The following is a 21,191-nucleotide window of genomic DNA, read 5'->3' as shown; positions in this document are numbered from 1 at the left end:
GAAATTGTTATGCAATGCGTTCAAGGATCATGGCGATGCCTTGTCCGACGCCAATACACAGGGTACACAAGGCATAGCGCCCCGCACGCCGTTCCAGCTCAAGGGTTGCGGTCAGCGCAAGGCGGGCACCGCTCATCCCCAGAGGATGGCCCAGTGCAATTGCCCCCCCATTCGGGTTGACGTGTTCTGCATCGTCCGGTAACCCCAGTTGGCGCATCACGGCAAGTGACTGTGCGGCGAAGGCTTCGTTCAGCTCAATGACATCCATTTGATTCAGGCTCAGGCCGGTAAGCGCCAGGACTTTGCGGGTGGCTGATAGTGGACCCATCCCCATGATGCGCGGTTCAACGCCACAGGTTGCTGTCGCGACGATACGCGCCCGTGGTGTCAGCCCCTGACGTAATGCGGCTGTTTCTGAGGCAATGATGAGTGCCGCTGCGCCATCGTTGACGCCGGATGCGTTACCTGCGGTAATGGTGCCGCCAGTACGGAATGGCGCTTTGAGCCGTTGCAGTTGTTCGAATGTGGTTTCTGGTCGGGGATGTTCATCCTGTGAGACGACGGTTGTTACGCCTTTTTTGTTGACGTCTTTTTTATGGATGAGAGGCAGAGTGACAGGGATGATTTCTGCGGCCAGTACGCCGTGTTGCTGCGCGCTGGCGGCACGTTGCTGGCTACGTAGGGCAAAGGCATCCTGATCATCACGGGCAATGTGAAACTGGGCAGCCACATTTTCTGCCGTTTCTGGCATGGAATCTGTACCGAATTGCTGTTGCATCAACGGGTTAATGAAGCGCCAGCCAAGGGTAGTATCAAACATCTCAGCCTGTCGGCTGAATGCCCGATCCGCCTTGCCCATCACCAGAGGGGCACGGGTCATGGATTCAACGCCACCCGCTACAATCAGTTGGGCATCATCGGATTTAATGCTGCGCGCGGCGAAAGCCAGCGCATCCAGACCGGAGCCACACAACCGATTGACCGTTGTGCCAGAAACGGCAGCCGGTAGTCCCGCCAGCAAGACGGCCATGCGTGCGACATTGCGGTTGTCTTCCCCTGCCTGATTGGCGCAACCGAGGATCACATCATCAGTTTGCCCCCAATCCAGTGCCGGATAACGCGCCATCAATGCCCTGAGCGGCAGGGCTGCCAGATCGTCAGCCCGTAGGCTGGATAGCACGCCGCCATAACGCCCGATGGGGGTTCGGATACCATCACAGATAAATGCCTGGGTCATCATTGCTCCTTGTCCAACATGGGGGAATTGATGCGATGGGAATGACCACGGAACAGGGCCACAACTTTGCCGTTCTGGTTGATAATTTCCACGTTGTACAGGCCGTTATTTTTACCTTGATGCAGAACAGAAGCACTGGCAGTAAGTTGATCGCCAACCCATGCCGGGCGGATGAAATCGATGCTGCCTCTGGAGGCGACGGCTGCGAGTCCTTCACTGTTGCAGGCGTAGGCGAAAGCCGTATCCGCCAGACTGAACAGAATGCCACCGTGACAACTTTGATGACCGTTGAGCATGTCGGGCATGATCTTCATGCTGAGTCGGGCGAACCCGATATCGATATGCTCAATGTGCATTCCCATCTGTTGAGCACAGGCATCCTGGGCGTACATGGTTTCAACGTGGCGACGGGCCTGTTGACTGGCAGCATTATCTTGCATGGGGATCTCCTTTCTGGTGGTTTTCGGCTTGCTGGCGGAGGCTTTGGGTGGATGGCTGGGAGAACCGGGTGGAAAGTCGGGCATGTCCTGCCGCTAACTGGCGCAGCAGAGGAGCCGGGCGGTAACGTGGCTCACCATAGAATTTCTGCAAATTTTCCAGCGTACTGAGAATGTGTTTCCAGCCCAGTCGTTCCCCCCATGTCAGCGGGCCAATCGGATAATTCACACCGTGACACATCGCCAGATCGATATCTTCAGCACTGGCGATGCCCTTATTAATGGCATCCAGTGCTTCGTTGCACAGCATGGCGACGGTACGCATTGTCAGCAGGCCGGGATAATCCGGCAGGAGGATCACCTGCTTGTTGAGCGATTGCAGAAAACCAATCACTTTTGCTGTTTGTGGGGGGGGATTCTGGCAGGCGGTGCTGAGGGTGATGATGGAAGCCGATTGGTGATTGGCTGAGAGATCAAACTGCATCACAGGTATTCTGATTTCGTCAGCAATTTGCGCGCAGGTTCTCCCTTTGGTCAGCGTCAGGATAATGTCATCAATCTGCAAGGTGGGAGAATGGAATCGGTCATGTTTGCTTTGTTCGAAGATGATCCCATATTGCTGCTGTTCAGGTTGCTGTAACAGGGCGGCAAAATGGGGTAACACCGCCCAATTTCCCGTTGCTTTGATCCGTACCGTTGGTGTTTGTTTGCCGGTCTGTTTCGGCTCTGTTTTCGGCTGTGGCGCCCGCTCTTTTTTTGCGCGGTTTCCTTGCTCATCATAAGAATAGAAACCACGACCGCGCTTACGGCCCAGATGATCGGCGTCCACCAGCTCTTTCTGCCGTAGCGAAGGTTGAAAACGGGGGTCGCCGTGGAAAGCGTGAAACAGGGATTCGGTGACGGCGTAGTTAACATCATGGCCGATCAAATCCATCAGTTGCAATGGTCCCATCGCAAAGCCGCCAGATTCTTTGAGTACGGCATCCAGTGTGGCGGGAGTCGCAACCTGTTCTTCCAGTGCGCGCAGGGCTTCCGCATAGAACGGACGGGCGATGCGATTGACAATAAACCCCGGCGTAGAACGGCAGAGTACAGGCTGTTTTTGCCAGTGGATAACGAGGTCTTTGAGGGTTTCCACGGTCTGGGAGGACGTTTCCAGACCCTGTACGATTTCCACCAGTTTCATTAATGGCGCGGGATTGAAAAAATGCAGCCCTGCCATGCGCTGCGGCGCAGACAGAACACGGGCAATGGCAGTAATCGACAAGGATGAGGTGTTGCTGGCAAACAGGGTTTGATTTGAACAAATGGCTTCCAGTTGTTGGAAGAGATGTTGTTTGGCTGCCAGTTGTTCGACAATCGCTTCAATCACCAGTGCACAGGGTGCCAGTGCCTGCAACGAATTCACTGGTGTGATGTGCTGTAACAACGTGTCTGTTGGGCCGGATTCGGCTTTGCCTGCGGCCACACGTTGATGCAGACGGGCACGCAGATGATCCAGAGCGTGATTCACCGCTTCGCCATTCACATCAAACAGCAGGACGGAATGTCCTGCCTGAGCGGCGACCTGAGCAATGCCGATGCCCATCGTTCCCGCCCCAATGACGGCGATGGGGCCGTAGAGTAGAGGCGTAGTCATGATTATTTCCCCTTGAACGCAGGCGGGCGTTTTTCAATGAACGCATTGACCCCTTCACGAAAGTCTTCACTGTGCCCACACCGGCGCTGTAAGTTTCGTTCGAGATCAAGTTGCTGCTCCAGTGTATTGCCAGCGGCGGCATAAGTGGCCTGTTTGATGCAGCCAAGGGCCACGGTAGGTTGAGTCGCCAGATGGTGGGCCAACTCCCGTGTTGTGTGCGCTAACTCTTCGGGTTCGACGACTTGCCAGATCATCCCCCATGCCAGTGCCTGTTCTGCGCTGATTTTTTCTCCCAATAATGCCATTCCCATTGCCCGTGCCTGCCCAATCTTATGCGGCAGGAGCCAGCTACCCCCGGAATCCGGTGTCAGGCCAATGCGACAGAAAGCCTGAATGAAGCTGGCGGTACGGGAGGCGATGACAATATCACAGGCCAGGGCAAGAGAAACGCCAGCCCCCGCCGCCACCCCATTGACGGCGGCAATAATCGGTTTTGGCAAGGCGATCATCCGCCGGATCAGCGGATTATAGTAACGGTCAATGGACTGACCGAGATCGGGAATACTGCCATCCGAGATAATGGCATTTCGGTCATTTAAATCTTGCCCGGCACAGAAGCCGCGCCCGGCTCCTGTGAGCAAAACGCAACGCACCGATTGATCCTGTTCAGCCATATCCATCGCTTGACTTAACTGTTGATGGAGCTCCTCGTTAAAGCTGTTGAGGCATTCTGGGCGGTTAAGGGTCATGCTAAGGACACCCGCTTTAATATCAGTGAGAACCATTGATATGTTTTCCATCTATCAGAACCCCTTGAATATTGGTTTACGTTTTTCCAGAAAGGCGCTGATGCCTTCCTGACGATCGGTGGTGCCTGCCAGCGTGACAAACTGTTGGCGTTCGGCAATCAGTCCTTGCGACAGGCTGGTTTCTTGTGCGGTTTTGAGGGCGGTTTTGGCCGCCCGCAGCGCCAGCGGCGAGAACTCACTGATGCGTTGCGCGATTTGTTCTGCCCGTTCCCGTGTCATTGCGTCAGGACACACTTCGCCGACCAATCCCGCTTCGCGTGCGTGGTAGGCATCGATAGCCTCACCCGTCAATACCATCTGGTAAGCCAGTGCCTTACCCACGCTGCGGATGAGTCGCTGCGTTCCCCCAGCCCCCGGTATCAGCCCCAAAGTGATTTCTGGCAGGCCAAAACGTGCACTTTCTCCACCAATGACCAAATCACAGGCCAACACCAGTTCGCAGCCCGCGCCGAGCGCATAGCCATTCACGGCGGCAATCATGGGCTTGCTGATGTTGTTCAAGCGTTGCCAGAGTTGTGGGCGGCGATCTGTCATGGCGGAAGCGACGGTCTGAGCTTGCAGTTCTTTCAGGTCGGCACCTGCCGCAAAACAGTGTGATGAACCGGTAATGACAATGGCTCCGGTTCCGCTATCTGCATCTGCCAGCTCTAACTGCTGGACGAGCTGTTCCAGACAATCATTGCTAAGGGCATTACGCACTTCTGGTCGGTTAAGGATGAGTGTGCGTACTCTTTGCTGCTGATGACATAAAATCCATTCCTGACTCATGCTGGTTCCTCATGCCTGATTTTTTTATTGATGCTGGTTTGTTATTGATAAAAGCAGCTAGACGTCAAAATCCACCACTACGCCATCGCCTTTTGGCCATGACTGGCAACTTAAGATATAACCCGCCGCCAATTGATCGGGTTCGAGGCTGTAATTCACCGCCATGTCCACTTCACCGGATTTAAGCCGACATTTGCAGGTCGCGCATACTCCCCCTTTGCAGGCATAGGGCAAATCAGCCCCCTGACGCAGGGCGGCATCAAGAATGCTGTTATCTTCAGCGTTCATGGTTATGTTGAGGATGCGGCCATCCAGATGAATTTCGACACGAGTTTCGTTACGTTCGGCGAGATGGGCTGGGCGAACATTCATCCCCGCTTTTTGGGGCGGGCCGGTATTGAAACGTTCACTGTGAATACAGTTGGCGGCGATCCCTGCCTGCTTTAGTGCCGAATGGGCATCATCCAGCATGGCTTCTGGCCCGCAAAGAAAAGCCTGGTCAAACCGGGCGAAGTTGAGCAGGGTTTTGCCAATGCGCTGCAAGTGTTCGGCATCAATGCGCCCGTTAAACAGGCGGCTGTCAGTGGCTTCCTGACTGAACAGGTACAGCACCTGAAAACGTTCCATATAGCGATTTTTAATATCGGCCAATGCCTCTTTAAACATCACTGAACGGCTGGTTCGGTTGCCATAAATCAACGTAAAGGTGCTATCTGATTCCTGTGCCAGCGTACTTTTGATGATCGACAAAATCGGTGTGATGCCTGAACCGGCAGCGATGGCCAGATAATGCCCTGATTGGTTTGCATCGGGACAATGCCCAAAGGTGCCCTGTGGCAGCATGACGTCCAACTCATCCCCGACTTTCAACTGTTGGTTGATGAAAGTCGAAAAACGGCCCTGATGGACGGTTTTGACCCCAATTTGCAAGACATCATCCAACGGTGAACTACAGATGGAATAACAGCGGCGTAGCTCTTCGCCATTGACCTGCGCCTTGAGTGTCAGGTGTTGGCCGGGTTGATAGCAGAAACGGCTTTTGAGTTCATCGGGAACGTGCAGGGTGACGGTCACGGCATCTGGTGTTTCCCGTTCAATGGCTGCGATGCCTAAACGGTGAAAGCCATGTGATCGCGCATGTTGTGATCGTGCATGTTGTGATCGTGAATAGTGAAAAGTCGCCATCTTCTGCTCCCTTATTGAATATTAGATACATTTGAAATAATCAAACGGCTCCAGACACTGCTGGCAGCGATAAAGCGCTTTGCAGGCGGTGGAGCCAAATTCGCTGATTTTTTCTGTTGTATGGCTTCCGCAGCGCGGGCAGAGGATGGGTTCCAGCTCTGCCGGTTTTTCACAGGCCAATCCCTGGGGTGGAGCAATGCCAAATTCACGCAAGCGTTGTTTGGCATCGGCATTCATCCAGTCGGTTGTCCACGCCGGTGTCAGGTTCACTTCAATATCCACTGGCGCAAAGCCGGCTTGTGTCAGGGTTTCCTGAATGGCGTTGATTAAATATTCCGTTGCGGGACAGCCGGAATAGGTTGGGGTAAATGTCACCCGCCAGCCGTTTTGCATAGGGGTGACCGCCCGGATCATTCCAAGATCAGTAATGGAGAGCACCGGGAGTTCCGGATCGGCAATTTGGTGCAGGCATTGCCAGATCTGATGGATTTCCGGCGCTTGCATTTCCGGTGACAATATTTCCGGTGATGACATTTCCGGCAATGGCATTCCTGTGCGCAAGAATGTGTTGCATGGCTGTTCCATCATTTCCTCCCGTTGCTATCCGTTTGGTCCGTTTGGGTTACCAGTTGCAGTTAGGGTAGGCGCGTTGCAGATACTGCATTTCTGCCAGCATATATCCCAGATTTTCTGTATGTAATCCTTGCTTGCCGCCTTGCCGATAAGGTTGTGCTGAGGGCATTGCTAATGTGGCTGCCGCGAACGTTTCGTTGACGATTTGCAGCCACGGCTCATGCAGTGTGCGGGGGTCAACGGCAATGCCGTCGTCAGCCAGCCGTTGCTCTATTTCGTCGCAATGGAACAGTTCACCCGTAAAGCGCCATAGTTGATTGATGGATTGCTGAATTTTGCCGTGGCTCAGTTCTGTTCCATCCCCCAGACGGATCATCCAGCCCCGGCTGAATCGCAGGTGATACTCCACTTCCTTCAAAGACTTGGTGCTGATGGCCGCCAACGGGGAATGGCGACTTTGCCCCAGTGCCTGATGCAGTAGAACGTGATAGGCATCAATAAAAAATTGGCGCACCAGTGTGTCGTTAAAGCCGCCGTTTGGCTGTTCTACCAGCAGTAGATTGAGGAACTCACGCTCATCACGACCAAACGCCAGATGGTCTTCATCAAGCCCGGTGCCTGAAAGGGTGGCGGCATAGCTGAGGAAATGGCGGGCTTGCCCAAGCAGATCAAGCCCGATATTGGCCAGGGCGAGGTCGATTTCCAGCTCGGGTGCATGTCCGCACCATTCGCATAGACGCTGTGCCAGAATCAGCGGCGTATCTCCCTGACGTAGCACGTAATGAAACAGATCATGTTGGGGGGATGAAACGCGGTGTGTATGCATATTTCCTCCTCCTACATATTCTTGATGCCATCAGGAATGGTGTAGAACGTCGGATGACGGTAAATTTTGTCCTCCGATGGCGCGAAAAAAGCCCCGCGATCTTCCGGTTGTGAGGCCACCAGATAAAGGGATTTCACGACCCAGATAGAGCAGCCTTCATTGCGACGGGTGTAGGCATCGCGGGCGTTCTCCAGTGCCATTTGATCATCTGCCGCATGGAGGCTGCCTACATGACGGTGAGCCAATCCCTGTTTACTGCGGACAAAGACTTCATACAGCGGCCAGTCGTTATCATTCATGAGGTTCACTCCCTTCGATTCTGTTCAGATTTCAGTTTTGTCCAGACCAGGCCACGGATTAAGCCGCCCGTTTTTTGGCAGCGGCTTTCTTGCCATGCACCGAAGCCGCCTCACGTACCCAGCGACCGTTTTCCCACGCCCGGCGCTTGGCCTCAAGACGCTCGTGATTGCATATGCCCTGTCCCTTGAGCACTTGATAGAATTCATCCCAGTTGATTTCGCCAAAACGGTAATGTCCTGTTGCATCATCCCAGGCCAGCTCAGGATCGGGGGCGGTCATGCCCAAGGCTTCCAATTGGGGAACGGTGTTATCGATGAATTTTTGCCGTAGTTCATCATTGCTGAACCGCTTGATTTTCCACGCCATGCTTTGGGCACTGTTGGGAGAATCACGGTCATTCGGGCCAAACATCATCAGGGTCGGCCACCAGAAACGGTTAATCGCATCCTGCAACATGGCGCGTTGAGCTGCGTTGCCGTTTGCCAGTGCCATGACCGCTTCATAACCTTGCCGCTGGTGGAAACTCTCTTCCTTGCAGATTTTTACCATTGCGCGGGCATAGGGGCCGTAAGAGGCCCGGCACAAGGCGACTTGATTGATAATGGCGGCTCCATCCACCAGCCAGCCAATCACGCCAATATCTGCCCAATTCAGGGTGGGATAGTTGAAGATGGAAGAGTATTTCATCTTGCCATCCAGCAGCTTTTGGTAAATGTCCTGACGGGAACAGCCAAGTGTTTCGGCCGCGCTATAGAGATAAAGCCCGTGTCCTGCCTCATCCTGCACTTTGGCCAGCAGTATTGCCTTGCGGCGTAGTGTCGGGGCGCGGGTGATCCAGTTGGCTTCCGGTAACATGCCGACCACTTCCGAGTGTGCGTGTTGACCGATCTGGCGTATCAGATTCTGGCGATAGTCTTCGGGCATCCAATCTTTGGCCTCAATGGACAGATCCGCAGCGATCTTGGCGTCAAAGTGCGTCTGGAGTGGGTCAGTTATCATTTTAGGCTCCATTATGATTCTTATTTTTTGATATAAAATATAAAAATGAATCACTTTCAATAACTATGAATCTACAAACTGGTAACAAAAATATCAAATGTTTAAGTTGTCTATTTGTCGTACACATCACAATATGAATTTATATTGCTTATAAAACAATTGGTTAATTTGCGCTATTGGAGGGGGATAAGAAAATAGTCGCGCGATTGGATACAGATGTTTTTATTTTGTTAACAATAACAGTGGTTTTGTTAATGAGGTATATGATACATAAATAGCATGATGTTACTTCATGATTGATTCATTAATGAGATTAGTGGAGAAAAAAATGCAACAGTTGACGAGTTACATTTGTGGCGCTTGGGTTTATGGGCAGGGCAACACCAGAACCATTCATCATGCCGTCAGCGGCGAAGCCTTGTATCAGGTCTCTTCAGAGGGGTTGCCACTCGCAAAAAGTCTGGAATATGCCCGTGAAAAAGGAGGAAAGGCGCTGGCTGCGATGACATTCCAGCAACGTGCGCAGATGATGAAAGCCGTTGCAAAGCATCTGCTTGCCAACAAAGACGCCCTGTATGCCATTTCCACGGAGACGGGAGCGACCCGTTCAGATGGCTGGGTTGATATTGAAGGCGGAGTGGCGACACTTTTTTCTTATGCCGGGCTGGCAGGGCGTGAACTACCGGATGATACTCTGTGGCCGGAGGATGAGATGATCCCGCTGTCTAAACAATCTCAGTTTGTGGCTCGCCATGTACTGACTTCTCGTCCCGGTGTGGCACTGCATATCAATGCCTTTAACTTTCCTTGTTGGGGGATGTTGGAAAAACTGGCGCCAACGTGGATGGCGGGAATGCCGGCGATTATCAAACCCGCGACGGCATCGGCCCAATTGACACAGGCGATGGTGAAAATGATCATCGACAGCGGTCTGGTGCCGGAAGGGGCATTGCAATTGATCTGCGGGGGTATTGGTGATCTGTTTGATCATCTCGATTATCAGGATGCCGTGACGTTTACCGGATCGGCACACACAGGACAGATGCTGCGCGCTCATCCCCGGCTGATAGAAAAATCCATTCCCTTTACGATGGAAGCTGATTCCCTCAACTGCTGCATTTTGGGTGAGGATGTTACGCCTGACATGCCGGAATTTGGGATATTTATCAAAGAAGTTGTCCGTGAAATGACGGTCAAGGCGGGTCAAAAATGCACAGCTATTCGGCGTATTATTGTGCCCGCCAGTCATGTGGAAGACGTCAGGCAAGCGTTGCTCAAACGACTGTCTGGTGTGATAGTAGGTGATCCCCGCTTACCGGAAGTGCGCATGGGAGCGTTGATTAATCTGGAACAGCGCGATGAGGTGCAGGCGAAAGTCAACGCATTGCGCAATAGTGGTTGTGAACTCTTGTGTGGCGGGTCACTGGATCAACGGGTGCTGACGGGCAATAGTCACAGTAATGGGGCATTCTACCCTCCGACATTACTTTATTGCGCTGATCCCATGACCAATCAGGTGGTACACAGCACAGAAGCCTTTGGGCCAGTTGCTACGTTAATGGCGTATCAGGATACTGAACAGGCGATCGAACTGGCGATGATGGGACAGGGCAGCTTGGTGGGATCATTGGTGACGGCCGATGAGCAGATTGCTGTACAGGTGATCCGTGCGACAGCGTGTGCTCATGGTCGTATGTTGGTGTTGGATGAAGCGGCTTCTGCGGAATCCACAGGGCATGGTTCCCCCCTGCCCATGCTGGCGCATGGTGGGCCGGGGCGTGCTGGTGGTGGAGAAGAGCTGGGTGGTTTGCGTGCGGTGAAACATTATATGCAGCGTACCGCGATTCAGGGCAGCCCAAGTATGCTGGCTGCGATTGGCCGTGAGTGGGTTCGTGGCGCAAAAGTGAAGGAAGAACCGATCCATCCATTCCGCAAATATTTTGAACAGCTTGAAATGGGTGATAGCCTGCTGACCGCTCGCCGGACGGTAACGGAAGCGGATATTGTTAATTTTGCCTGCCTGAGTGGGGATCATTTTTATGCCCACATGGATAAAGTGGGGGCGGCTGAATCTCTGTTTGGTGAACGTGTGGCGCACGGTTATTTTGTTGTATCGGCTGCGGCGGGCTTGTTCGTTGATGGCGCTGTCGGGCCTGTGCTTGCCAACTACGGTATGGAGAACCTGCGTTTCATTGAACCAGTCAAGATTGGCGATACCATTCAGGTACGTCTGACGTGCAAGAAAAAGATTAAGAAAGTCCAGAAAACGCCGGAAGATAAGCCACATGGCGTCGTGATGTGGGATGTACAGGTATTGAATCAGGAGCAACAACCGGTGGCGCTTTATAGTATCCTGACGTTGGTGGAGCGGCTGCAAGGCGATTTTTCGGCGTCGGTAAATTCTTCGGCATCGGCAGAGTGACGGTGAGATGGGCAGCCTCTGAACGACGGGGCTTTGTGGTGATTTTTGGTAACGTTTAAAGTCATTACATATACCCGTCGTTTTTCACGTTGCCGCTCACCTCAATCACCGTTCTTATAAACCGTTCTTATAAATATAGGGTTATCCATATTAGGCGTTAAGTGAATGGATCTTCATCCGGGTATTTTTTCTTTTTGATGTTGGCCCACTCTCCCGCATCATCGACATCTTTAAACATTCTGTCCCCTCTATTTTTAGACTTGAGTTTATAGTTATCCGGGAAATCTATTTTTTGTTGAGGATTAAGGTAATCGTCAATAAAATCAGGCCCTGTCATTCTTACCGTGTAATCAATTCTCCTCAGTTTACATGCAAATTCATCATTGTCATCGTTAGGGTCGATACCGGTTCTCCATATAGGATCTTGTATACCACATCTCATATCTAAATTAATCTGGTGAGCATTTTTCAATTTGATCGCTAAATCAATTCGTTTGTCTACTTCATGATATCTATTTAATTTTTTTATTTTACAGATCTCATCAGATTTTGGTGATTGATACATTTGAATGGAAAGATGATGTTTTTTGATCATGATAGCCATGTCCAATAACATATTTAAAATCTTTTTTGATTGAGGCAGGGAGGCAATAATCGCATTGCCAAATTCATTATATGGGACACCAGAATACCAACCTAGCCCAGAAGAATCACCTATGCCTATATCAGATTGCAGATGTAGATTGTCAAATATGGCACCTTTCCTTTTAAGCCTGTTTTTTATATCTGCATCACTCAATTCAACATCCGTATCCAGATAGATACCTCCTTCCATATATAAAATCACTAAGCGTGCAAGATCACTGGATGAGGCATAATTATGATAATTACCTTTTAGATTAATACGGTATATGTGCTGTAAATAATTGACTAAATCAACATGGTCACCATAGCGCCTTTTGTTATTATTTTCTTGTTTTCGTCTTTTGAAGTACCTAAAGCAATTCAAGGTTGAAAGTTGATTGGTACTCAGAAAATCAACTTGTTGAGATAGATATCTGAAAGCGGACTCCACATTTCTATAAGTGAAATTAACGGATATCTCACCAATATCAAAAGAAGCATTATGATGCTTGAATTTAATATTTCTTAATGTTTTCATAATTAACGTTTTGCTGTTGTTATCTCCCCAAATATTGACCTCATAACCAGGGTTTGCATATTGAATCTCTATCATATTCCTTAAAAATTTTTCTGGTATGTTATTTCCATACCAGAAGTAGTGGATTTTTTTAGGTATTTGCATGAGTTATCCTTATTTTTTAAATGGGTTTTATTTGAAATCACTCATATCATTTTTTATTGATCCTGGCCCATTTTGCTGAGGCATCGACTTTTTTGAACACTAAATCATATTTATCTTTGCTAGCCAGTTTCATTCTTTCAGGAATAGTACCAGAGGCTCTGAATCCTAATTCGTCAGCATAAAAGCCGGGACCTGTTAAAGATAGGGTGGCATTAAGGCGATTATAGCTACGGTGCCTTTCAGTATTTCGTAATGGTTGAGATTCATTCAAACCGGTTCTCCAGACCGGATCTGGCAGAGAGCAGTTGATATCGATATTTATCATTCCCTGTTCATGGTACTCTAGAGCCTGCTTGACTCTTTCATTGAATGAGGTTATAAAATTAATTTCATGTTTCTTACTGGATTGATTAATTTGAAGTTGCAAATGATGTTTTTTTATTGAGGAAGCCATGTCAATTAAAAGGGTTAAAACAGCCCTTGATTTTGGCGGGGCTGAAATAATGGCATTACCTAACCTGTTGTGTAAAATAGCACTCTTACGGCATTCAATGACATGTTTTCTCTGATTTAATTTTTCTAGGTTAACATGATTCCATTTTCTATCGGCCGGTTGTATTTCAGTCCAATTTCGACCATTAATGTCGCCAATGCCTATATCCTCCGACGGAGGGTCTAATTTATCGAACCTGGGTTTTCTGATATCGACAATTTTTTTATCCAACCGATGGTTTAATTGATCGAAACAGGGTTTTTCTATGAGGCTTCTTATTTTTTCCAGTCGAGAACCTTTGTGTTCATCAGCAAATGGTTGCTCATCAACATATCTGTTAAAAATTTCTGTTTCTTTATATTTTATATCAGTATTAGTCAAATCAACATCAACATCAAGGTATAACCCACCCTCCATATATAAGATAACCAAACGGGCAATGTCACTTGCAACGGCATAATTATGATAAACTCCGCGCGAAAATAGAGAATATATATATTGTAGGTATTGGGTTTTCTCATGATAATTACTAAGAGAATTTTCATCTGTTTCTAATATTTTGTGGTTCTGAACTGTTAAAGATTTATAAGTAGGCTGGGGATTGTTGCATAAGAATATAAAGGCATCCTGAATGTTTCTGTATTCAATATTGGGGTTTATTATTCCAATATCAAAGTTTTTGCCATTAAATTTAAACTTAATGGAATCTAATGTTTTTGTGATTAATGATTGGATATTACTTTCGCCCCATATATAAACCTTATAACCAGGGTTTTCATATTTGATGGTGATGATTTTCCTTAGATCATCTTCTGGTATATTTTTTCCCATCCAAAAGTAATGGATTTTTTTTGGATTTGCCATAATCTATTTTCCTTATTAAAATAAATCGATGAATATAGTGTCAATTATGTATATTAACTTATTGTTATTATGTTATTGTGATGTATATCACATTAGATGGAATAAGCGTTGTGAAGTGGGAATGATTTGCCGGGCTTAATAAGATTAACTTTATGATTAATTTTGATTATTTTGTTTGAAGTTGGTGATGTGACACCGGGAAAAACAGCCGTTTTGCTTAAAAATAAGAACGGGAATGTGATTAAATTGATAAATTAAATTGACCAAAACTCAGCGAGATGTTAATACTTAATGTAAACCAAATTAAGTTATTAACGCCTGATTCTGTTTTGGTATCATTAATCCAAAATTGTGGGTAGATAATAAAAACAGATGAAATACCTTATGTAATGTAGTAACAGAAAGGCCATAGGTTAATTTTGCAATGCTAATCAGGCGTTATATTTTTTGGTAATACTGGTGCAATAGTTTTATATTTCAGGTTCTCCGCCCCATCGCTTTCTTTACGATATATTATCAGTCCTTGAAAATTCCAACAGACAACTTTCTATTCCAACAGACAACTTTCTATTCCAACAGACAACTTCCTATTCCGATTGACAGCTTGCCCGTAAAATACGCATCACGGTATCTGCCCCGCTGCGATTGGGATTAATGCGGATCATACGTTGTTCCAGTGTGGGATCGATCTGACGAAAGGTGCCGGAAATGCGGTAAAACAGGGGCGGGATTTCAAATTTTGATTCTGCGCCGACCGGATAAGGGAGTGCCCCGAACGCATGGGCTGCGTTGAGTACCTTTTCTGCAATGGGTTGGTGAAATTCCACGAGCAGTACTTTTGATTGGGCATTGGCGAGAAATGCCTGTTTCACTTGTGGCAATACCCCTTGATTCAAGCGCGTGACCAGTTCGTTGTTCACTTCTGCCTGCACGGCGTGCATGACCGGCGCGAAGACCATACCGCGCAGGGCCTCCATCGCCTGATAACCTTGTACCTGACAGCCCCCGGAATACATGCTGTGGCGCAGGTTATCAATGATGGCCTGTTTCCCCACAACTATTCCGATGCCTTGTGGCCCCAATAACTTGAAGCAAGAAAATGTGGAAAGGGTTGCACCATATTCACAACCAATCTGTGCCACTTTCATGGCTGCGTAATTATCGTCCACCAATGAAGGAATGCGATATTGATTCAGCGTATCGATCACCTCTTGCAGTGAATAATGGTCAGATATTTGCTGGCGTGTATGCTGGACAAGACAGGCCACCGGCTGGTGTTGCCGGATGGCCGCCACAATGTGTTCTGTGTGGTTAAAATCTGCATGGACGACATGTAGCCCCATTTGCTCAATGGAGGCTTTGGTGGTGGGATAGATGGGCGCATTATGTACAAGCAATGTTGAGTTGGGGCCGACTAAAGCCGCCAGCCCCGCACGCAATGCGCCGGTTCCTGCTCCATTGACAAAGGCCGCTGTTTCAGCACCAAAAAACGCGGCAATCACGGCTTCAATGCGTCGGGTCATGCGTGGCTGACGGAGATCCGGGACTAAGCCCAGATCACCTTGCGAAAGAAAATCAGCCCCCGGAAAGTGACGACAGATGATGTCCACCAGCCTGAACTGTTGCTGTTGTGCCTGTGCCATCGTCATGCTTTGTAATGGATAGGTTTTCATTTTCTTATTTTATTCCCAGCAGAAAGAGCAGGTTCGCAAGAATACCCACAGCAATGGTTGCGATGGGGCCGATAGCCATTTCCACTAAAGGACGTTTGGAAGTCCGGTTGAGCAGGTAGATACCCGCCACGATCATAAAGCCGATACCCGGCAGGATGGCGTTGGAGGCGATCATCGCACCCACCAGCAGGGCAACTTCGAGCATTTTGGTGATCGCGGTACGAATGTGTCCGCTACAGGCTTTCACGCCGGGGTATTTATCCAGCCAGATGGCAATTTTCGCCAGCAGTTGGATCTCGATGAACATAGTGATACCGCCCGCGATAAAGGCAATCCACGGATTATTCGTTGCCAATCCCGCCACAAAGACGAATTTCATGCCATTCGGACTGTAAACCCCGGTGGCTATTGCCGTCGTACCCACCAATGGAATAAACCCAATGGCACGCGCCAATGCGACCAGCAGAGCGTTCGTTTGCTCGCCCTGCGCCATTAATTGCAGGGATACGGGGCCTTCCGCCAGCAGGCTGAAGGACATGGTTGCGGCACTGGCCGTCAGGCCACCGCACAGGATCAGCAACCACTTGTTTTTCTGGATACGCTCTATACGGGTTGAGAACAGGCCGACCAGAATTTCATTGGCACCTTTCTGTCCCGATGATGATGACTGTCCTGATGAGGATGCGGGACGCTCACGCATCGCAAAGTAGAACATGGCAATCATGGATAGCAGCAGTGCGGCACCGTTAGGGTCAATGCTGACGGGTTTTTCGATCAGGCCACCAAAGCTCAGTGGGCCAATGGCTTTGGTGGCCAGATAGCCGACCAGCGCGGTGAACATAACCCAAAGCCCTTTGCGATAGCCATATTGGTAGCCGACAACCATGGCGGGAAATAGGGCAAAGCAGGCGACAATCGGATCACCGACTTTCTTAAGGTCATCGGTGAAATTAACCGGCAGCATGGCAAACAGTTCGACCACCGAACGCAGACCCGCCAGCAAAGCGATGGCATACAGGGCACCGATGATACCAGAGGCGATAAAACCTCTCCGGCTGTTGGCACACCAGATGCCAATCATGTCAGTACCGAGTAACAGACTGTGCACCAGTACAATGGGTGCGGTGAGTGAAAAGGGAATACCAAAACCGACCACTAAACCGATGCTCAGGGCAAAGCTGGTGGCGGCGAGTGCTTTCCGGCTCATTCGTCCTTCAAGGTATTCCGGCAGCAGCGGGCGCAGGCCATCATGGAAAACCGCGATACCCCGGTTTGCCATCATGGAGGCAATGGCACCAATGGCTGCCAATAATCCGGCCTTGAAAGGATCAACTTCCATCAATCTCAGCAGGAAATCATGGAGGTGTGGCATGATAGGCTCCTTATAGTGAGAGAAGGGTGTTGATGATCACTGGCAGGACGATATCAATATCCTGGCCTGTGAAACCAAATGCTTTTTTACCTGCCTTGACGTGGGCAATGATTTCGTCGTCAGACAGAATTTTGCCCGGCATACCTATGGTGGCACATTGTTCGAAGCCGATAAGGGCGATGGCGATGGCTAATGCTCCGCCGCCCCCGGTGTTGCACGCACCAAGGTAGTAATCAGCTTCACCATTTTTGATTGCCATTGCTGCTTCGATGTCATTCATGACGGTAATGGAAGTGGCTCTGTCTCCGGCCAATTGACGAATGTGCTCGGCTATCGTCTCTTTTTCCATTTGCCCACCCACGACAAATTTCATATTGTTCTCCCTCTTTTTGTCTCTTATCGGATCATTAGAAATGATATTTTTGAAGCCTTTACTTTTGAAAGTCTGTTTTTTGCCAACCGGACCTTAGAAAATTTTGCCTTAAAAACCTTGCCTTAAAAAACGTAATTAGAAAACTGACTGGTGGAAAAATCGAGCAGGATTATCGCGTAGCATCCGGTCTATTTGTGTTTGGGAGAAACCCGCTTCCAGCAGCATGGGAACGAATACGGTTAACAGATAGTCGAATCCATTGCCGCCATTACTTTTTAAATGCGATCGGCGAGTGATATCCTGAGAAAGCATCACCCGCTCAAGCAGCCCTAATTGGGCCAGTTTCTGCAACATGACAACACGCTGGCTGTCCGGATAGTAATTATTTTTGCCGATGGTATCGAATTGCACCCATGCCCCGGCTTCCAGCAGTGGAATGAGGGTATCGAGGTTATCTTTCAAATCACAATGGCCGATGGCGACATGTTCGGGAGGCACCCCCAATTCTGTTAGCAAAGCCAATTGTTCAAGACCCATTGTGCTCAAGGTGGTATGGGTAGAAATGGGGCAGCCTGTAGCCTGATGCGCCAATGCGGCTGCGGCAAATACTTTTTTCTCATCTGCCGTGATTTGCCCAAGGCTGGAGCCGATTTCTGCGATCACGCCGGCCTTTAATTCGGTGCCGGCAATGCCGGTTTCAATCTCTGAGATCATCTCATCGGCAATCGCCTGCACACTCAATGCACTGAAATGGCTGGGGAAGAAAGGGTGTTTATAGTAGCCTGTCGAGGCAATGATATTGATGTGGGTATCACGCATTAAAGCCAGCAGAAAAGGCGCATTACGGCCCATGTAACGGTTAGTCACCTCCACAATGTTTCTTACCCCAAGGGCATAGAGATGATGAAGCTCCTCCACAATCAGATCGTATTGATCCAATCGGCAATCGAGGCTGCCTTTCGCACCCGAAAGGTCGATATGCAGATGTTCATGTACATAGGTATAGCCAGAAACGTCAATGCGGCTATTTGACCCTATCGCCAAATGATGATTAACGGCCTGATTTTCTGATGAAGATTGCAGTGTGTCCCCCCGGCGTTCAACTTGATATCCCTAAGGCTTGAGTGTGCCTTTAACTGCATCAAATGCTGGACGAGGAATCGTCGCGCAGGATCATGCGGGAAATCCACTATAGCGGAAATAACATTATTTAATACCGGAATAATATTGTCTGTAATCCCTCTGATTGGGGATTATTTAAGGTAGCCACCATTTTTCCAATTGCCTTGGCTGTCATAAATGCCTTCAAGTATTGGGGAATCGGATTGAATCCCTGAAACAAGGGCCACATCACTGCGGGTCACGAAAATTTGAGGGCGGAAGCACATGACCACCGGGCTACCGATAGGGTGAGTGCCTGACAGCGGGAGATTGTAGTCAATGCAGGGTTCACCCAGCCGCAGTATACGCACTTTTTTGGGGGAAATTGTTCGTTCTGGAGAGAAAACAGTTTGTTCAGAGGAAAGCGAACGCTCAGGGAAAACCAGCGCATGTTTCATGTGTCCACGTTTATAGTAACCGCCACCATAGCAGTAACTATTGCCGTCGTGGTGATGAGAAACTTCCGTGACATAGACCATTGCAACATGCTCCGGCTCCTGACCGCTAATATTGGCGGGGATGGTTCCGGTTAAAGCATGGCCCGGTTCCAGATGGGTGGCACCGTATTTGGCCAGTAATGGGATGGTGTTACAGCTTGATGCTGCCGGGGCATTGATTTGTGAGAGGCGGATACCAAGTTGCTCAAGCCGGTTGCGTGCGCGGATCAGGGTCAGTAAATTCGTGGTCGGCAAGGTTGTCTGGTATCGCGCATCCCATGAGAGGCAAGGGAAATGAGTCAGCCCGCTCAATGTGATGCCCGGCATGAGTTTTAAGGCGTCCACGGTGGAATCGAGTTCACTGAAAGTGATACCCGCCTCCTGACCGGGAAAAGTGATATCCCGTTTATCAAAGACCTTCAGCATGATGGGCTGAATTCGCCCCAATTTTTCCGCTGCATCTGAAATGGCTTGCGCTTTTTCAAGAGAGAAGACCGTAATGATGTCGGGATTATGCTTGAGCATGGTGTCGATGAGATGTGTCGGCGTCTGCACCAAGTGGCCGATGTGACACAGTGGTATACCATGCCGGCTCAGGCTATAGGCTTCCCTGAAATCAACAGCGACAACTCCGCGATAACCAAGTTCAATCAACTTCTTGGTCAGCCACGGATTGCGGCCAAGTTGTTTGGTCATCAAGTAGAGTTCAATGTCGTATTGCTTTGCGGCTTGCAGTAAACGTCGGCCATTATTCAAGACCTGATCGACATCAATGATATACGTGTCCGGCAAAATCACGCCCTGATGCCAAAGTTCTTTTGCAACTTCAATCAATTTAGGATTCTGTTTTTTCAATGCGTCAATAAACATAGGCCGCCCTTCATGTCTGTCTGCAAAGCAGCAAAACTGTGTAAAAAGTACAATTTTCTTTGAATATTAATTTTCATTTTTTTGAATATTTATAGGGGAATCGAAAGCTAATCACTTTCGTTCGAAAGCATTAAACCATATAAATTGACTAACAGGTAGCCTTCTTCATTAGGATGTAGCGTTACGGTAAATTTTTCTATTAAGGAATGATGAATGGTCAGTAGTTGAGGGTAGTCTGCGGATTGCTCAATTTTTGCCAGTATTTTTTTATCCAACGGAGAAACTTTTTCACCACGACGTGAACGCATAAAAGCACTTGCCATGTGGGTAAGCGCCATTTCGCCTTGTGGGTGACGGACAGGGATGAGCCAGATATCTTCCAGGTCATGCACAACATCCAGCATGTTATTGTAGATATCTTGATCAATAACGCCACCTTGCAGCAGGATAGTTAAGCGTTGTTCTACCATTGCTTTTTATTATATATCGCTGTTAATCAACGGGGTATTTCGGCTGTTTGAGTTTCAGTAAACGGGTTCGATGATGCCTGCCACTACGTTTTGTTGATGGGTTAACAGTGCATCCCGATCAACCATCGTATGCAGGAGTTGCTGAATGGGGATATTATCCCTGCGGGCAAGGATAACGGCTTCAGAAGCCTTGATAAAACATCCGCTGTTATCAGGAAGTAGCGTCATCAGACCTTGTGCTGCCAGTTCGTGGCCTTGTCCGACGTTCCAGATGGCCGCATCAATGTGGCCTTTGATGATTTGATTCAGGCATTCGTGATAAGAAATCTCGACCAATTCAATTTCTTTTCCTGCGAAATATTGCTCGGTCATGATCTTTTGGTCTGCTGAAGTACTGTCTAATCCAACGCGGCGAATGGATTCCCGTTCGCCATGACGAAAGATTAACCGATGCCTGTCTGTGTAACTTTGTGTCCCTAGTGAAAGCGCAATATATAGATCTTTATTTTCTGGGTGCTGCTCTGCGGCAAGTCTTGATGTTACTGCTAAGTCGTAAACCCCATTCAGTAAGCATTCAATGCGGATATCCGAGCCACGCATATGTGCAAAGTAAAAAGGAACGCCCGCACACAATGCTTTCAAACCACTTGCCAGCCCTTCATAGGCGCGGGTATAAGGAAGCGGCATTGCACAGACCACATTACCGATATCGGCGTACTTCAAGAGTAATTTGTGGTTTACCTGAGCAAGGAAACTACCATTACGACCACGACGCTTAATACCAACCGCCTGTGACTGTTCGAGAGATTTTAATGCGGCTTGCATCAACCCCACGGACAACTCACATTCTTTTGCCAATAACTCAATCGTTTTCAGGCGGTTGCCACATTGTTCAGCGAGGAGATAGCGAGCCAGAAAAGCCTGTGCAATCCCCTCTTTTTTAATGAATGTTTGACTTATCATTACAAGTTTTTATC

20 protein-coding genes are annotated in these 21,191 nt (G+C 48.9%); 1 reads left to right on the top strand and 19 read right to left on the bottom strand.

Annotation, left to right across the window (positions count from 1 at the left end; genetic code table 11):
• Positions 1 to 7: 7 nt before the first annotated feature.
• From pcaF to paaA, 10 genes are all read right to left on the bottom strand, one after another.
• On the bottom strand, positions 8 to 1,237 hold the full coding sequence (gene pcaF, locus Xbed_RS06750) for a 3-oxoadipyl-CoA thiolase (protein WP_086112150.1): 1,230 nt from the start codon (positions 1,235 to 1,237) through the stop codon (positions 8 to 10).
• Positions 1,237 to 1,677 (bottom strand): hydroxyphenylacetyl-CoA thioesterase PaaI, encoded by a 441-nt coding sequence (gene paaI, locus Xbed_RS06745; protein ID WP_086112149.1) that lies wholly within the window; start codon positions 1,675 to 1,677, stop codon positions 1,237 to 1,239. Before paaI ends, pcaF begins: the two co-directional genes overlap by 1 nt.
• The gene (locus Xbed_RS06740; RefSeq protein WP_086112148.1) at positions 1,667 to 3,313 is read right to left on the bottom strand and encodes a 3-hydroxyacyl-CoA dehydrogenase; all 1,647 of its coding nucleotides are present in this window, start codon (positions 3,311 to 3,313) and stop codon (positions 1,667 to 1,669) included. Before Xbed_RS06740 ends, paaI begins: the two co-directional genes overlap by 11 nt.
• Before the next feature lie 2 nt (positions 3,314 to 3,315).
• Complete coding sequence (gene paaG, locus Xbed_RS06735; protein ID WP_086112147.1) at positions 3,316 to 4,113, bottom strand: 2-(1,2-epoxy-1,2-dihydrophenyl)acetyl-CoA isomerase PaaG; 798 nt, start codon at positions 4,111 to 4,113, stop codon at positions 3,316 to 3,318.
• Between the two features lie 3 nt (positions 4,114 to 4,116).
• Positions 4,117 to 4,890, bottom strand: a complete 774-nt coding sequence (gene paaF, locus Xbed_RS06730) for a 2,3-dehydroadipyl-CoA hydratase PaaF (protein ID WP_086112146.1) — start codon at positions 4,888 to 4,890, stop codon at positions 4,117 to 4,119.
• 57 nt (positions 4,891 to 4,947) lie between these two features.
• On the bottom strand, positions 4,948 to 6,075 hold the full coding sequence (gene paaE, locus Xbed_RS06725) for a 1,2-phenylacetyl-CoA epoxidase subunit PaaE (RefSeq protein ID WP_086112145.1): 1,128 nt from the start codon (positions 6,073 to 6,075) through the stop codon (positions 4,948 to 4,950).
• Positions 6,076 to 6,096: 21 nt separating this feature from the next.
• On the bottom strand, positions 6,097 to 6,579 hold the full coding sequence (gene paaD, locus Xbed_RS06720; RefSeq protein WP_086112212.1) for a 1,2-phenylacetyl-CoA epoxidase subunit PaaD: 483 nt from the start codon (positions 6,577 to 6,579) through the stop codon (positions 6,097 to 6,099).
• Between the two features lie 118 nt (positions 6,580 to 6,697).
• The gene (paaC, locus tag Xbed_RS06715) at positions 6,698 to 7,474 is read right to left on the bottom strand and encodes a 1,2-phenylacetyl-CoA epoxidase subunit PaaC (RefSeq protein ID WP_086112144.1); all 777 of its coding nucleotides are present in this window, start codon (positions 7,472 to 7,474) and stop codon (positions 6,698 to 6,700) included.
• 11 nt (positions 7,475 to 7,485) lie between these two features.
• Complete coding sequence (paaB, locus tag Xbed_RS06710; RefSeq protein ID WP_086112143.1) at positions 7,486 to 7,773, bottom strand: 1,2-phenylacetyl-CoA epoxidase subunit PaaB; 288 nt, start codon at positions 7,771 to 7,773, stop codon at positions 7,486 to 7,488.
• A gap of 58 nt (positions 7,774 to 7,831) precedes the next feature.
• A complete protein-coding gene (gene paaA, locus Xbed_RS06705; protein WP_086112142.1) occupies positions 7,832 to 8,773 on the bottom strand; it encodes a 1,2-phenylacetyl-CoA epoxidase subunit PaaA in 942 nt (313 codons plus the stop codon).
• A 328-nt stretch (positions 8,774 to 9,101) separates the two neighbouring features.
• Between paaA and paaZ the strand changes: the two genes are divergently transcribed.
• Positions 9,102 to 11,195 carry a phenylacetic acid degradation bifunctional protein PaaZ gene (paaZ, locus tag Xbed_RS06700; protein ID WP_086112141.1) on the top strand — a complete coding sequence of 698 codons (2,094 nt, stop codon included), beginning with the start codon at positions 9,102 to 9,104 and terminating at the stop codon, positions 11,193 to 11,195.
• A gap of 157 nt (positions 11,196 to 11,352) precedes the next feature.
• Here paaZ and Xbed_RS06695 read toward each other — a convergent pair whose 3' ends face one another.
• From Xbed_RS06695 to yhfZ, 9 genes are all read right to left on the bottom strand, one after another.
• The gene (locus Xbed_RS06695; RefSeq protein ID WP_086112140.1) at positions 11,353 to 12,501 is read right to left on the bottom strand and encodes a glycosyltransferase; all 1,149 of its coding nucleotides are present in this window, start codon (positions 12,499 to 12,501) and stop codon (positions 11,353 to 11,355) included.
• 46 nt (positions 12,502 to 12,547) lie between these two features.
• On the bottom strand, positions 12,548 to 13,858 hold the full coding sequence (locus Xbed_RS06690; RefSeq protein WP_086112139.1) for a TcdA/TcdB catalytic glycosyltransferase domain-containing protein: 1,311 nt from the start codon (positions 13,856 to 13,858) through the stop codon (positions 12,548 to 12,550).
• A gap of 587 nt (positions 13,859 to 14,445) precedes the next feature.
• Complete coding sequence (locus Xbed_RS06685; RefSeq protein WP_086112138.1) at positions 14,446 to 15,531, bottom strand: aminotransferase class V-fold PLP-dependent enzyme; 1,086 nt, start codon at positions 15,529 to 15,531, stop codon at positions 14,446 to 14,448.
• A 4-nt stretch (positions 15,532 to 15,535) separates the two neighbouring features.
• The gene (locus Xbed_RS06680) at positions 15,536 to 16,903 is read right to left on the bottom strand and encodes a YhfT family protein (protein WP_086112137.1); all 1,368 of its coding nucleotides are present in this window, start codon (positions 16,901 to 16,903) and stop codon (positions 15,536 to 15,538) included.
• A 10-nt stretch (positions 16,904 to 16,913) separates the two neighbouring features.
• Positions 16,914 to 17,276 carry a DUF2620 domain-containing protein gene (locus tag Xbed_RS06675; RefSeq protein WP_086112136.1) on the bottom strand — a complete coding sequence of 121 codons (363 nt, stop codon included), beginning with the start codon at positions 17,274 to 17,276 and terminating at the stop codon, positions 16,914 to 16,916.
• Positions 17,277 to 17,411: 135 nt separating this feature from the next.
• Positions 17,412 to 18,320 (bottom strand): phosphotriesterase-related protein, encoded by a 909-nt coding sequence (locus tag Xbed_RS06670; RefSeq protein WP_422641382.1) that lies wholly within the window; start codon positions 18,318 to 18,320, stop codon positions 17,412 to 17,414.
• Between the two features lie 209 nt (positions 18,321 to 18,529).
• Positions 18,530 to 19,744 carry a YhfX family PLP-dependent enzyme gene (locus tag Xbed_RS06665; protein ID WP_086112134.1) on the bottom strand — a complete coding sequence of 405 codons (1,215 nt, stop codon included), beginning with the start codon at positions 19,742 to 19,744 and terminating at the stop codon, positions 18,530 to 18,532.
• A gap of 107 nt (positions 19,745 to 19,851) precedes the next feature.
• Positions 19,852 to 20,214, bottom strand: a complete 363-nt coding sequence (locus Xbed_RS06660; RefSeq protein WP_086112133.1) for a PRD domain-containing protein — start codon at positions 20,212 to 20,214, stop codon at positions 19,852 to 19,854.
• 54 nt (positions 20,215 to 20,268) lie between these two features.
• A complete protein-coding gene (gene yhfZ / locus Xbed_RS06655) occupies positions 20,269 to 21,177 on the bottom strand; it encodes a GntR family transcriptional regulator YhfZ (protein WP_086112132.1) in 909 nt (302 codons plus the stop codon).
• Between the last annotated feature and the right edge of the window lie 14 nt (positions 21,178 to 21,191).

This window comes from Xenorhabdus beddingii, from assembly GCF_002127545.1.
Taxonomy (GTDB): Bacteria; Pseudomonadota; Gammaproteobacteria; order Enterobacterales; family Enterobacteriaceae; genus Xenorhabdus; species Xenorhabdus beddingii.
Note: the sequence above shows the minus strand (reverse complement) of the source record. Positions and strands in the feature narration are given on the sequence as shown.

What these genes read in the sequence shown, in the direction of transcription:
- pcaF (WP_086112150.1), bottom strand. Translation starts at nt 1,237, where the DNA reads ATGACCCAGGCATTTATCTGTGATGGTATCCGAACCCCCATCGGGCGT.
- paaI (WP_086112149.1), bottom strand. Translation starts at nt 1,677, where the DNA reads ATGCAAGATAATGCTGCCAGTCAACAGGCCCGTCGCCACGTTGAAACC.
- Xbed_RS06740 (WP_086112148.1), bottom strand. Translation starts at nt 3,313, where the DNA reads ATGACTACGCCTCTACTCTACGGCCCCATCGCCGTCATTGGGGCGGGA.
- paaG (WP_086112147.1), bottom strand. Translation starts at nt 4,113, where the DNA reads ATGGAAAACATATCAATGGTTCTCACTGATATTAAAGCGGGTGTCCTT.
- paaF (WP_086112146.1), bottom strand. Translation starts at nt 4,890, where the DNA reads ATGAGTCAGGAATGGATTTTATGTCATCAGCAGCAAAGAGTACGCACA.
- paaE (WP_086112145.1), bottom strand. Translation starts at nt 6,075, where the DNA reads ATGGCGACTTTTCACTATTCACGATCACAACATGCACGATCACAACAT.
- paaD (WP_086112212.1), bottom strand. Translation starts at nt 6,579, where the DNA reads ATGCAAGCGCCGGAAATCCATCAGATCTGGCAATGCCTGCACCAAATT.
- paaC (WP_086112144.1), bottom strand. Translation starts at nt 7,474, where the DNA reads ATGCATACACACCGCGTTTCATCCCCCCAACATGATCTGTTTCATTAC.
- paaB (WP_086112143.1), bottom strand. Translation starts at nt 7,773, where the DNA reads ATGAATGATAACGACTGGCCGCTGTATGAAGTCTTTGTCCGCAGTAAA.
- paaA (WP_086112142.1), bottom strand. Translation starts at nt 8,773, where the DNA reads ATGATAACTGACCCACTCCAGACGCACTTTGACGCCAAGATCGCTGCG.
- paaZ (WP_086112141.1), top strand. Translation starts at nt 9,102, where the DNA reads ATGCAACAGTTGACGAGTTACATTTGTGGCGCTTGGGTTTATGGGCAG.
- Xbed_RS06695 (WP_086112140.1), bottom strand. Translation starts at nt 12,501, where the DNA reads ATGCAAATACCTAAAAAAATCCACTACTTCTGGTATGGAAATAACATA.
- Xbed_RS06690 (WP_086112139.1), bottom strand. Translation starts at nt 13,858, where the DNA reads ATGGCAAATCCAAAAAAAATCCATTACTTTTGGATGGGAAAAAATATA.
- Xbed_RS06685 (WP_086112138.1), bottom strand. Translation starts at nt 15,531, where the DNA reads ATGAAAACCTATCCATTACAAAGCATGACGATGGCACAGGCACAACAG.
- Xbed_RS06680 (WP_086112137.1), bottom strand. Translation starts at nt 16,903, where the DNA reads ATGCCACACCTCCATGATTTCCTGCTGAGATTGATGGAAGTTGATCCT.
- Xbed_RS06675 (WP_086112136.1), bottom strand. Translation starts at nt 17,276, where the DNA reads ATGAAATTTGTCGTGGGTGGGCAAATGGAAAAAGAGACGATAGCCGAG.
- Xbed_RS06665 (WP_086112134.1), bottom strand. Translation starts at nt 19,744, where the DNA reads ATGTTTATTGACGCATTGAAAAAACAGAATCCTAAATTGATTGAAGTT.
- Xbed_RS06660 (WP_086112133.1), bottom strand. Translation starts at nt 20,214, where the DNA reads ATGGTAGAACAACGCTTAACTATCCTGCTGCAAGGTGGCGTTATTGAT.
- yhfZ (WP_086112132.1), bottom strand. Translation starts at nt 21,177, where the DNA reads ATGATAAGTCAAACATTCATTAAAAAAGAGGGGATTGCACAGGCTTTT.